The 12310-nt window shown below is 40.1% G+C and carries 14 protein-coding genes and 1 other annotated feature; of the genes, 2 read left to right on the top strand and 12 right to left on the bottom strand.

Annotation, left to right across the window (positions count from 1 at the left end):
- Positions 1-45 precede the first annotated feature (45 nt).
- From nadA to nadB, 3 genes are read right to left on the bottom strand one after another with little or no spacing between them, the layout of a single operon-like run.
- A complete protein-coding gene (gene nadA, locus ABE65_RS14915; RefSeq protein WP_066396513.1) occupies positions 46-1143 on the bottom strand; it encodes a quinolinate synthase NadA in 1098 nt (365 codons plus the stop codon).
- On the bottom strand, positions 1118-1978 hold the full coding sequence (gene nadC, locus ABE65_RS14920) for a carboxylating nicotinate-nucleotide diphosphorylase (protein WP_066400218.1): 861 nt from the start codon (positions 1976-1978) through the stop codon (positions 1118-1120). The genes nadA and nadC overlap by 26 nt, the downstream gene beginning before the upstream one ends.
- The gene (nadB, locus tag ABE65_RS14925; RefSeq protein ID WP_082861454.1) at positions 1932-3512 is read right to left on the bottom strand and encodes an L-aspartate oxidase; all 1581 of its coding nucleotides are present in this window, start codon (positions 3510-3512) and stop codon (positions 1932-1934) included. Before nadB ends, nadC begins: the two co-directional genes overlap by 47 nt.
- Before the next feature lie 97 nt (positions 3513-3609).
- Between nadB and ABE65_RS14930 the strand changes: the two genes are divergently transcribed.
- Both ABE65_RS14930 and ABE65_RS14935 read left to right on the top strand, forming a co-directional pair.
- The gene (locus tag ABE65_RS14930; protein WP_066396514.1) at positions 3610-4761 is read left to right on the top strand and encodes an IscS subfamily cysteine desulfurase; all 1152 of its coding nucleotides are present in this window, start codon (positions 3610-3612) and stop codon (positions 4759-4761) included.
- Positions 4758-5285 carry a transcription repressor NadR gene (locus tag ABE65_RS14935; protein WP_066396515.1) on the top strand — a complete coding sequence of 176 codons (528 nt, stop codon included), beginning with the start codon at positions 4758-4760 and terminating at the stop codon, positions 5283-5285. Before ABE65_RS14930 ends, ABE65_RS14935 begins: the two co-directional genes overlap by 4 nt.
- A gap of 37 nt (positions 5286-5322) precedes the next feature.
- On the opposite strand, the gene ABE65_RS14940 is transcribed toward ABE65_RS14935, so the two are convergent.
- From ABE65_RS14940 to ABE65_RS14980, 9 genes are all read right to left on the bottom strand, one after another.
- Positions 5323-5769, bottom strand: coding sequence for an ACT domain-containing protein (locus ABE65_RS14940; RefSeq protein ID WP_066396518.1), 447 nt, complete (start codon positions 5767-5769; stop codon positions 5323-5325).
- 116 nt (positions 5770-5885) lie between these two features.
- Entirely contained in the window at positions 5886-7172 is a 1287-nt protein-coding gene (gene obgE / locus ABE65_RS14945; RefSeq protein ID WP_066396520.1) for a GTPase ObgE, read from the bottom strand.
- An 18-nt stretch (positions 7173-7190) separates the two neighbouring features.
- Complete coding sequence (locus ABE65_RS14950; protein WP_066396522.1) at positions 7191-7727, bottom strand: Spo0B domain-containing protein; 537 nt, start codon at positions 7725-7727, stop codon at positions 7191-7193.
- A 128-nt stretch (positions 7728-7855) separates the two neighbouring features.
- Positions 7856-8146 (bottom strand): 50S ribosomal protein L27, encoded by a 291-nt coding sequence (gene rpmA, locus ABE65_RS14955; protein WP_066239506.1) that lies wholly within the window; start codon positions 8144-8146, stop codon positions 7856-7858.
- Entirely contained in the window at positions 8139-8492 is a 354-nt protein-coding gene (locus ABE65_RS14960) for a ribosomal-processing cysteine protease Prp (RefSeq protein WP_066396524.1), read from the bottom strand. Before ABE65_RS14960 ends, rpmA begins: the two co-directional genes overlap by 8 nt.
- 5 nt (positions 8493-8497) lie before the next feature.
- Positions 8498-8806: a 50S ribosomal protein L21 gene (gene rplU, locus ABE65_RS14965; RefSeq protein WP_066396525.1), complete on the bottom strand. Its 309-nt coding sequence runs from the start codon at positions 8804-8806 to the stop codon at positions 8498-8500.
- A 14-nt stretch (positions 8807-8820) separates the two neighbouring features.
- Positions 8821-8893, bottom strand: a sequence feature (ribosomal protein L21 leader region).
- 46 nt (positions 8894-8939) lie between these two features.
- Positions 8940-10415 carry an Rne/Rng family ribonuclease gene (locus ABE65_RS14970; protein ID WP_066396528.1) on the bottom strand — a complete coding sequence of 492 codons (1476 nt, stop codon included), beginning with the start codon at positions 10413-10415 and terminating at the stop codon, positions 8940-8942.
- Between the two features lie 42 nt (positions 10416-10457).
- Positions 10458-11309 carry a site-2 protease family protein gene (locus tag ABE65_RS14975; RefSeq protein WP_082861457.1) on the bottom strand — a complete coding sequence of 284 codons (852 nt, stop codon included), beginning with the start codon at positions 11307-11309 and terminating at the stop codon, positions 10458-10460.
- Positions 11302-12033 carry a M23 family metallopeptidase gene (locus tag ABE65_RS14980; RefSeq protein WP_066396531.1) on the bottom strand — a complete coding sequence of 244 codons (732 nt, stop codon included), beginning with the start codon at positions 12031-12033 and terminating at the stop codon, positions 11302-11304. The genes ABE65_RS14975 and ABE65_RS14980 overlap by 8 nt, the downstream gene beginning before the upstream one ends.
- Between the last annotated feature and the right edge of the window lie 277 nt (positions 12034-12310).

A 12310-nucleotide genomic window follows, 5' to 3' on the forward strand; every position in this document is an offset into this window, starting at 1 on the left:
TCAATTTATGCCTCATAAAAGGAGGTTATGACAGGGGGAGAAACACTACATCATCCGGTTCAATGCTGTGATTGCATATTTTTTTGTTTCTTCATCTACTTTAATTACGTTTTCTACTTTTCCCTCTATAATATTTTTAAGTGACCATAACAAGTGTGGTAGATCTATACGATTCATCGTAAGGCATGGACAGAGATTTGGATTTAATGAGACGATCTTCTTGTCACTGAACTGTTGAGCCAATCTGTTTACAAGATTCATCTCTGTTCCGACAGCCCAGCTTGTTCCTGGTTCTGCATGTTTGATCGTCTCAATAATAAAATGAGTAGATCCATTCAGATCACTAGCTCTTACAACCTCATGCGTACATTCTGGATGAACAATAATCTGAAACTCTGAATGATTCTCTCTAAAGTCTGCTATCTGATCTACGGTAAACTTCTCATGAACAGAACAATGCCCTTTCCATAGAATCACTTTGACTTGTTCAAGGTTCGTACCGTCAAAGATTAATTGATTCGAAATCGGATCCCAGATCGCCATATCTTCAAGTGGTACCCCGAGATCGTAAGCAGTATTCCTCCCTAGATGCTGATCGGGAAGAAAAAGCAATCTTTCTTTTTGATCGAAAGCCCAGCTTACCATCTCTTTAGCGTTTGAAGAAGTAACAGTAGCCCCGCCATTCTTCCCACAAAATGCTTTTATCTCAGCAGTTGAGTTTACATAAGTAAGTGGCAGGATCGTATCACCAAAGAGTTTTTGAAGTTCGATCCAAGCTCTTTCTGTTTGATGAATATTCGCCATATCCGCCATAGAACAACCCGCTTTCAAATCTGGCAGTATGACTATCTGATTGTCAGCGCTCAACATGTCAGCTGTTTCAGCCATAAAATGGACACCACAGAAAACGATATAGTCAGCATCTTTATTCTCTGCAGAAATTTTGGCAAGTTGTAGAGAGTCACCTGTAACATCGGCAAATTGAACGATCTCATCTTTTTGATAATGATGAGCGGGAAGGAACAAACGCTTTCCTAAAAGGTTCTTGATCTCATGGACCCTTGCCACCATCTCTTCCACTGACATTTTGCTATATCTTTCTGGTAATGTATTTGTTTTAGAGAACGTTTTTAGTAACGTCATGTTTCACAGCTCCTTTAACATTCATGCTAATATCCAACGCTTTATAAGAGTGAGTTAAATAACCGAGAGAAATATAATCAACGCCGGTTTCACTATATTCCTTTATCTCTTCTAGAGTAATACCTCCAGAAGCTTCCGTTATAATATGTGGAGGCACATGTGTAAGTCTTTGTTTGATCTCTTCTGGACTACAGTTATCAAACATGATAATATCCGCTCCAGCTAAGACCGCTTCAATCACTTGTTCTTCTGTCTCTGTTTCGACTTCTATCTTCACGGTGTGTCCACACTTTTCACGCGCCGTTTCAACTGCATCACGAATAGAAGGAAATCCCGCTAAGTGATTATCTTTCAGCATGATGGTGTCATAGAGTCCGAACCTGTGGTTGAATCCTCCCCCACATCGTACCGCATACTTTTCAAACATCCTTAGTCCCGGTGTCGTCTTTCTTGTATCACAAATTCGAGTTTCACCTTCGCAAGAAGACACCGCTTTTGCAGTTAACTTCGCTATACCAGACAGACGTTGTAACAGGTTCAGTATGACTCTTTCTCCAGACAAGACACTTTGTCTTCTACCTGTTATCTCAGCTAACACTGTTCCTCTGTCAAACCTTTCTCCATCATTAACAAAGATACTCGTTTGAACCGTCTGATCGATCAGTTCATATCCGATAGACAAAATTTGCGCACCAGCCATTACTCCATTTTCTTTTGCGATAATGGTTGCGGTCACTTCTGTATGATCTTCAAAAAGAGACGCTGACAAGTCCCCTGATCCGATATCTTCAATTAAAAATTCCTGCAGCTGTTTTTTCAGCAATAATGGATTCATCATGCCACAAACTCCTTGTTATTTTTTTTGAGTCCCAATCATTCTTTTGAGTTGGAAAATCTTTTCGATAATGACTGCCTCTGCTTTCTTCTCGCTTCAGACAACTTGTTACCGTCAACCATGCGATTGTTTGCATATTGAACCTCTTGATCACAGAGAGAGGCTGTTTGATCAGATCAGGTTTCCACGAGCGCAGCTCTAATGTTTTTGCTGCCATCTCCAATTCTTCCTTGTTTCTGACGATTCCAGCATATTTATCCATAAGACGTTGAATATCTTCTTCTACTAGAAGATCCTTGTGCTGAATCTCTTTCTCATCCTTCATCTTCTTTCTTTTTAAGAACAGCGATTGATTATCCAATTCCTCAGATGAAAGAATACTAGTTGCCGCTGCTTTTGCAAAAACTGCTCCTTCAAGGAGAGAGTTACTCGCTAACCGATTGGCACCATGCACACCCGTATTCGCGCACTCTCCTATCGCATATAACCCTCTCAACGAGGTCTTACCCGAGAGATCTGTAACGATTCCACCCATCGTAAAATGAGCACCAGGAGATACTGGGATCAATCCTTTATTCAAATCGATATCAGCATTCTCACAAAGCATGGTCACCCCAGGAAATTTATCTCTAAATCCTTTAATCGAAGAGATATCTAAGTAAACCTTCTCGCCGTATTCATGAATCTCTTGAAATAGCCTCTTAGAAACGATATCTCGTGGTGCTAGATCTTTTAATGGATGAACATCTTGCATAAATGAAACTCCACTTGAATTGACCAATATTCCACCTTGACCACGAACAGCTTCAGTGATCAAGCCCGCTGGTACTCTTCCTGATAAAAGGGTTGGATGGAACTGAACAAACTCCAAGTCCGAAAGTTCTACACCAGCCCGGTATGCCATGCCTAGAACGCTCCCATCTGATCCATATGAATTAGAGGTCGTTCCATAGATCCCGGCATATCCTCCACCTGCTAGTATTGTAGTTTTGGCTTGAAAGATAGTTGTTTGGTTTTTATCATCTTTACCATACACACCAATACATTTATGATTTTGGATGATTAAGTCAACAGCGTACTGATGGCTAACAATCTTCACCTTGTTTCTTACACGTGAGATTAAAGTTTCAATCACTTTTTTACCTGTTTGATCTCCTCCAGCATGAACGATGCGATTTCGATGATGTCCGCCTTCTTTACCCAACATAAAAGAACCGTTCTCATGTCTGTCAAAGCTTACTCCCCACTCAGTAAGTGTGCGAACGACACTCTTACCTTCTTTCACAAGCTGTTTGACAGCCTCTTGATCATTATGATGATGACCGGCCTTGAGCGTATCTAAAAAATGCTCTGCCCAAGAGTCTTCTTTATCTATTGCTGCAGAAATTCCGCCTTGAGCTAAGAAAGAATTTGATTTCTCTGCAGAAAACTTTGTGATAACTATCACATTCTTATGCGAACTTAAATATTCAGCAGCCATCAAACCAGCGATTCCTCCACCGATGATCAATACATCTGCTTCCACCTGTTTCATAAAAACAAAACACCTCAACTTTACACGTGTCTTGACACCTATATTTACATAGATTTAAACTAGATACAACTATTTTATTAAAACTGAGGTGGAAACCTTGATATATCTTGATTATGCCGCAACTACACCACTGTCAGACTCTGCACTTAGCGCTTTCGTTCAAACTTCAAAAACGTATTTTCAAAATACGGAGAGTCTTCACGAAGGTGGTCTTGCAGCTCGCGATTTATTAGAACATGCTCGTCGTACTTTAGCTGAATTGTTAGGAAAAGACAGTGAAGGAATCTATTTTACAGGCGGGGGTTCAGATGGTAATTTTCTAGCTGTTACTTCGTTAGCACATGGAGCAAACGATAAAGGTAAACACATTATTTCATCAAATATCGAACACCCTTCTGTTGATTACGTTCTTAGATTTTTAGAGAACAATGGGTATGAGATAACAAGAATACCCGTACAAAAAAATGGGAAGATATCGATCAATACGCTGCTGTCCTCAATTCGACCAGATACCACTCTTGTCACCATTCAGCATGTGAACAGTGAGACAGGAATCGTACAGAATATTAAAGAGATCAGTGAACGATTAAAAGAACGTGATGTTTTGTTTCATAGTGATTGTGTTCAATCATTCGGAAAATGGGATAATCGTTATTTTCGTTCTATGCATATTGATGCCTTTACAATGTCTGCTCACAAGATACACGGCCCAAAAGGAACGGGTGCCGTTTATATCTCGCCATCTGTTCATATAGCACCTCTTCTCTCTGAAGTCACACATGAACGTGGATTCCGAGCAGGAACCGTTGATCTGCCCTCAATTGCAGCTTTCGTTACAGCAGCCGAAGAGGCATTTCATCTACAGCATGAACATTATCAACATGCTGTTGACATGCGAAAACAATTCATTTCGTCTATACTTACAGATAAGAGCATAGTGTTTGAAGGACATGATGACAGCTCTCCTTTTATTATTCCAATCCGTACTAAAGGGATGGAAGGTCAAATCGTGATGCAAGAACTTGATCGTCTAAAAATCGCTGTTTCAACAGGTTCAGCTTGCAAAAACGGACAACAAGCACCTTCTAAAACTTTACTTGCACTTGGGAGAAGTGAGAGTGAAGCTCATGAATTAGTTCGAATATCGACCAGTCATCAAACAACTTCTGAAGAAATCACTTTACTTGGCAAAGCACTTATTGAAATAACAAATACATTCAGATCCGTTAGTGAGGTAATAACAAGATGAGTAACGAGAAATTAAAAGGTGATGAGAGACGTTCGCAGCTCATAGCTTGGTTAATGAGCGCTGACAAGCCACTTAGTGGTTCTATTCTCGCCTCGAAAACGAATGTTAGCAGACAGGTCATCGTACAAGACATGTCCCTTTTAAAAGCAAGCGGTGAGCCGATAATGGCAACAGCTCAAGGTTATATTTACCTAAAGAACGACTCAAACAAACAGTACTCTCGCGTGATTGCTGCCAATCATCCACCAGAAGAAACAACAAACGAACTCTTAACAATCGTAGATTACGGAGTTACAGTCGAAGATGTGACGGTTGAACACCCTGTCTATGGGGATATAAAAGCTTCACTCAAACTCTCAACTCGTAAGGATGTTGAAGATTTGATCAAACGCCTAAGAGAAACAAATGCCAGCCTTCTAAGTGAATTAACAGAAGGCATCCACATGCACACTCTTTCATCAGATTCTGAAGAGAAACTTGATAAGGTGTGTGGTGCCTTAAAGGAAAAAGGCTTCTTATTATAAGCAAAAAAATCCCTAGCTGTATCAGCCAGGGATTTTTTCATGCGCCAGTTCCTACTACTTCAACTCGTTCTACTGTTTCCATCCGGTTCAAAGTGCTCAACAAGTCCTTCATATCTCCTTGAAGCATGTTCGTTTCAATCGTCAATGTTATATGAGCACGCCCTTGCAAGGGAATCGTCTGATTAATCGTTAATACGTTACATCCTTGCGAAGCTACTACTGTTAACAAGCTTGAAAGGGCACCGGATCTGTCTTCAAGGTGGAGCGAAAGTGTAATGATCTTTTCTTTTACCATCGTATGAAACGGAAAGATTCCATCGCGGTATTTATAAAATGCACTTCTGCTCAAACCCACTTTTTCTGCAGCTTCCGCTACTGTTTTTACTTTTCCTCGTTCTAAGAGAGATTTTGCTTCCAACGCTTTTTGCATAGATTCTGACAAAACATCTTCTCTTACCATATAGTATTGCTGATCATTTTTCATTTGGCTTTCCTCCGGTGACTTTCTTACCTTTATTATAATAGGATTGGCTTCCTGTGTCTATCTCACACGGACATTTGTATAAAATAAAGACAGCCTACACGGTAGGCTGTCTACTTTTAATCGATAAATTCAAACTCATATTTGAGGATTCGAACAACATCGCCATGCTCTGCTCCACGATCACGTAAAGCTTGGTCTACACCAAGAGTACGCATCTGTCTTGCAAAACGCTTTGTTGCCTCTTCTCGAGAAAAGTCTGTCATCTTGAACAGCTTTTCAATCTTCGGACCATTAATAACAAAAATACCTGCAGGGTCACGAGTAATATAGAAACCAGCATCTTCTTTTTCATGCTTGTATAGAACTCTTTGCTGTTCCCCACCATCATCATGAATCAGTGGGAACTCAGGTGTTACCTCAAGAGTATCTGCTGTTGTGAAAAGTACTTCTCTGATACCTTGACGTGAAATCGCAGAAATCGGGAATACTTTAACGTCTTCTCCCACTTTTTCTTTAAAGATCTCAAGGTTTTCTTCAGCACCTGGAATGTCCATTTTGTTTGCTAGAACTATCTGTGGACGTTCCATCAATCGCATGTTGTACTGATTAAGTTCATCGTTAATTTTCACGAAATCATCATAAGGATCTCGCCCTTCCATTCCAGACATGTCGATAACATGTAGAATAACACGTGTTCGTTCAATATGTCTTAAGAATTGATGACCAAGTCCAATACCTTCGTGAGCACCTTCAATCAAACCTGGAAGGTCAGCCATTACAAAGCTTCTTCCATCTTCAACAGCAACAACTCCTAAGTTAGGAGTGATCGTTGTAAAATGGTACTCGGCAATTTTCGGCTTTGCAGCTGAAACAATGGATAAGAAAGTTGATTTCCCAACGCTTGGGAACCCTACTAATCCTACGTCAGCTAAGACTTTTAATTCTAATGTTACTTCTCGTTCTTCACCTGGTTCACCGTTCTCAGCAATTTCTGGAGCCGGATTTGCAGGAGTAGCAAAACGAGTGTTTCCACGGCCGCCTCTACCGCCTTTAGCGACGATCGCTTGTTGCTGATGATGCACAAGGTCAGCAATCGTCTCTCCTGTGTTAGCATCTGTCACGACAGTGCCCGGAGGAACTTTAACAATCATATCGTTCGCTTTTTTTCCATGCATGCCCTTAGACATACCATGTTCACCTCGAGGGGCTTTAAAATGACGGTTGTAACGAAAATCCATTAGCGTACGTAATCCTTCTTCTACTTCAAAAATTACGTTTGCTCCTTTTCCTCCGTCACCACCTGCAGGACCACCGTCTGGAACGTATTTTTCACGGCGAAATGCAACCATACCGTTTCCGCCGTCACCTGCTTTTAAATAAATCTTGACCTGATCGACAAACATTTCATTCTCCTCCTTCCATTAGGAAGTTAACTGAATATCAAAATAACACTTATTTTCCTGATTATAGCTTTCGATGAGTAACATGCTTTTATGTGTTGAAAAAATATTTCTCAATACTTCATACGTATCCTTCTCATCTGTAAGTGCTCCTTGAAAAGCATAACAGACTCGAAGAGCTGCAGGATCAAAAGTAACAGTAAGTGAGTATTCATCATAACCCGAAATGGAATTGTTCAACACATCGCATACTTCTTTCGTCGTATGTAATAATTCCTCTTCAAATAAGCTAAAATCCCCGCTTTCACCATTTACTTTTCCATACAATTTCACCGGATGCTTCAACCAATTATATGTTAATAAGTACTCCGATAAATTCGGGGTTTTCAGGTTAGAGATTCTTGATTCTTCCCGTGATAGTTCAATTACTTCATTCATAATCTCTTTTGCCCGCTCTGTGCGGCCAAGTGATAGGTTTGCTTTAATAAGCTGTAGCTGGTTTAGCCAGTCATGCCTGGCGTGGCGCAAAAGATCGACAGTTGTCCATTTGTTTGACATCATCGCACTCCTAGCCTTTCCTTTTAATAGGGCTATACCTTACACCAACAAATTTAGCGCAGTACTTAATACTCTCACAAAGCAAAGAAAAAACTCTAACCAATCTGGTTAGAGTTTTCATCTCCCTCTTACGCTTCTTGCGCGATTGGGTAAACACTTACCTTTTTGCGGTCACGGCCATAACGTTCGAAACGTACAACTCCGTCTACCTTAGCAAATAGTGTGTCATCTCCGCCTTTACCTACGTTTGTACCAGGATAGATCTTAGTACCACGTTGACGGTAAAGAATTGAACCACCAGAAACGAATTGTCCATCAGCACGCTTAGCGCCTAGACGCTTAGACTGTGAGTCACGACCATTCTTTGTGCTACCTACCCCTTTTTTAGAGGCAAAGTATTGAAGGTTTAATTTAAGCATTCGTTGCACCTCCTTCATGTTCAGTCAATTTTATATACTCGCTGTATCCTTCTTCAATCGAAGCAAGAGATACAATCATGCCTTCCAAAAGCCACTGTGTTTTCTGATGTATAGAATCATCAAGATTACTCGGTACACTTAGCGTTAGAAGACCACCATCTTCATGAGTAGTTACTTCTGGCTCATAGCCGCAAAGTTTTTCTATCGCATTGATCGTACCGAACGACACCGCTGTAGCTGCTGCACAAACCAAATCTTGGCCATGTGGAGCATAATCAGCATGTCCTTCCATCGTAAACGAAAGTATGTCTTGATCTTTGTTCCTGTATATAGAAACTAGAATCATAAGAATTACCCGTTAATTTTTTCAATCACAACTTTTGTGTATGGTTGACGGTGTCCTTGCTTACGACGGTAGTTCTTCTTCGCCTTAAACTTGTAGACAACCACTTTTTCGCCACGGCCATGTTTTTCAACTGTTGCCGTAACTGTAGCACCTTCAACTAAAGGAGCTCCTACTTTCAAGCTATCTCCACCTACCATCAATACATCCTCGAATGTTACTGACGCTCCAGCTTCAACATCTAGTTTTTCAACATAGATTGCTTGACCTTCTTCAACTCGAACTTGCTTACCACCAGTTTGAATAATTGCGTACATCAACGTGCACCTCCTCTTATACTCAGACTCGCCATCCCAGGTGTATATAAAATACTTAAAACCTGGTCTGTGCGGTTGGAGCGGGTGCTCCAAACACTAACGAAAAAAGGATACCATGTTTGGCACCCTTGTGTCAATGTGAATCTTTTAACATCCGGCTTCTTATTTCATCTATTTTCCCTGATTGTCTCACTGTCATCTCCCGGTTTGACGAACCAGTAGATACAATCACAGAAATTCCATGTTGATTCTCTAAAAACTTCAGCTTTTCAGGATTCTTTTTCAGCCAATCAGAATAGTGGCGTGGCACCTCAATCCATAAAGCCTCGTCATCTTCGTATGTGTATTCTTTTAATATTCTTTCCATCTCATAATAGAAGGTTTCAGGACGAAGGATATATCCATCCATCATATGGCGATCGTACTTTGTTGCAAGAGTCTCAAGTAATGAGGGTCTTTCTTTTTTTCGAGTCATCTCAAACAAACCCATCTTCGTAAAGCCGTGTAAAATCGTGGTATTAGGATCGTTCTTTAATGCCTCTCGCAAAATTTTGTTGATCTGTTCTTTGTCTTCATTCGATTGCATCGTAATAAAATCAATGACAATCATGCCAGCAATGTTACGTAATCGAAGCTGTTTCATGATTTCTTTTGCAGCGATCTTATTCGTTTCAACTACAGTCTTGGAGCGATCTTTTTTTCCAGTAAATTTTCCGGTATTCACATCGATTACAGTTAGAGCTTCTGTCACATTAAAGTAAAGAGAAGACCCATTTTTTAACCATACGAGTGGTGAAAGAGTTTTTTCTATATCTGTTTCAATTCCTAATTTACGAAAAAGGGGTTCTTTTTCGTTGTACAACTTAACTTTGAAAGGATTTTGAAAAGAAGCCGCATACTCTTTGACTTGATGATAAGTATCATAGTCATCCACTAAAATTTCTTCCACGTTTTGATTGAGCCATCTCTCTAGAAGGGGGTAGAAAAAATGAGGTTGTACAAGAAGAGCTGGTGCCTTTTTCGAATCAAAGCTTTTTTGTACTTCTTCTAACTGCCTTCTCAGGTTTTCGAGCTCTTGATTCATTTCTACTTCAGGAAATTCTTCGCAACCCGTTCGAATAATCAATCCTTCGTTATCACCCATAATAGAATCTCCCCATTCTTGAAGCTTTGTACGTTGAGATTCTTTAATTTTTTTTGAAATTCCAATGTGAGGAGTGAACGGAAAATAAACTAGCAGATGACCCGTAAACGAGATGAGTGCTGTTAGTTTAACGCCTTTATCCCCTGTCTCTTCTTTGACAACTTGAACAAGGATGGATTCTCCTTCTTTAATCAGGTTTGAGATGGAAACTTTCTTTTGCTCTTCACGAGAAAGCTGTTGATACGCTGGGAGATCGTCTTTATGAAGAAAACCGTTCTTGCTTGTTCCAATCTCTACAAACACAGCTTGCATACCCGGTAATACTTTTTGTACTTTTCCTTTATAGATGTTTCCTGTTAACGGACTTTTAGTTGGTCTATGAACGGCACATTCAACCAGCTTTTCGTTCTCCATTAAAGCTGTTCGTTTTTCCATTCCTATTGCATTGATAACTACACGCTGCATCGTTACATTCACATCTCCCTGTTTTTTGCTCTACCCCTTATTCTAACGAAAAACTTTTCCGATTGCACACTCAGGAGAGTGATTATAAAAATAAGCTTCTAAAAGTTGCTTTTCATTGATCGTCGTAGGACTTAAATTTTTAATGACGATTGAATGCGTAACTCCTTTTACCAAATGATGAGTGACTTTTGAAAGTGACCATGTTGGAGGTACGATAATCGTACGGGCATCATTAACGTTTGATTGTTGTAATCTGTTCAGTAAAAAACGCATGAATACATAATGTCTGCTGCGCCATTCAAGAATATGAGCCAACCCTAAGAAAAGACAGATTACCCAAAGGTTCAAGTGCGATGGCTGTAATGAAAGCTGCCATGCACCACCTATTACTAAGAAAACAGCGGACCCTATTAAAAATTTCTGTTGTGCTTCTCTGTATGGAATCCATTTCGAGACAAGAGCAAATATTACTTTCCCACCATCAAGTGGCCAAATAGGAAGAAGATTAAATAGAAAAAGCGTTAGGTTCAGCAGAAAGAACCAGGAAAAATCATCGGCAGAGATGATGTTAGACTGACTTAAAACATAGGCGACACCCGTAAGCCAAATGTGCTGCAGCGGTCCAAGAACAGCTACCCACACCTCTTCATGAAACGGACGAGTTCCATGTTCTTCAACAACAGCAGCTCCTCCGAACGGGAGAATATCTATTCTTGAAACTCTCCAATTAAAAAGACGGGCACCAGCAAAATGACCCATCTCATGAATTAAAACTACGAAAAACCAAACGATGATCTCCCTAAAATGCCCTGTATAGACTGCACCAAAAATGACAACCCAAAAGGCGGGATTGATCTTTATTTTTCGTATGAATTCGATTATTAATTTAATCAATATCGATCACCTTACTAGGATCAATAAAGCTCTTGTCTTTTTTTATCGCAAAGTAGAATTTACCCGACTTCCCATCCTTGCTCTGTGATACTTTTCCTAATCGTGTCCCGCTTTCCACGTAATTGTATAGTTTAATGGACTTATCGATTTCTTTAAGATCTCCATACCACGATTCTTGTTCATCTGAATGTTGAATGATTACCGTATATCCGTGGTCTTCCTTCTTTCCAGCATAAACGATATAACCACTTTTCGCTGTTTCCACATCTTCTTCTTTACCCGTTTCAATCACGATCCCTTTGCCGTTCGTACTGAACGTCTCGTACACTTTACCATCTACGGGAACAGCAAATACTTCACTGACTTCTTCTGTTTTCTTTTCTTTCTGTAACTTATCCTTTGGAAACAAGGCTAGTGGTTTTCCAAATTTATCTTCATACCAATCTTTTGCTGCGGCAAACTGAAACTCATCTTGATAGACGTGTTTGATAAATTTTTGTGCTTGTACAGTATGGTCATTATTATTCTTAAATGCGATCCCTACGATTAAGAATAAGATAATAGAAAACATGATCTGCATTAACATAGCATGACGGTTGAATAGAGGATGAGATTTCTCCGGTTCGTCCCTCGATGAGGTAACCGAGCTATTACTTTCTTTCGAACTGCCGTTCTTAGAAATATTACCGTACTTTTTTCGGATTTCATCTGCTCTATTTTTCATAACCGTTCCTCCATTTTTCTCATATATGTACATCCTATGACTTGTCCGTTGGAGATATGAGTAAATGGTTTGATGATTTGTTTCAGCATGAAATTAAAAGTTTATGTGAACTCTGATGATTTAGTAAGTAGTTGATTTCCGCTCCAGGTTGCTCGCTTTCCATGGGGCGAACGGTGAGCCTCCTGCCGCTACGCGCCGTTAGGAGTCTCCACCTGACCGCTCGTCCCATAGGAGTCGGCAACCTTCCGCTCCAATCAACTTGCATATGTTGCAAAAA

This window comes from Fictibacillus phosphorivorans, assembly GCF_001629705.1.
Lineage (GTDB): Bacteria > Bacillota > Bacilli > Bacillales > Fictibacillaceae > Fictibacillus > Fictibacillus phosphorivorans_A.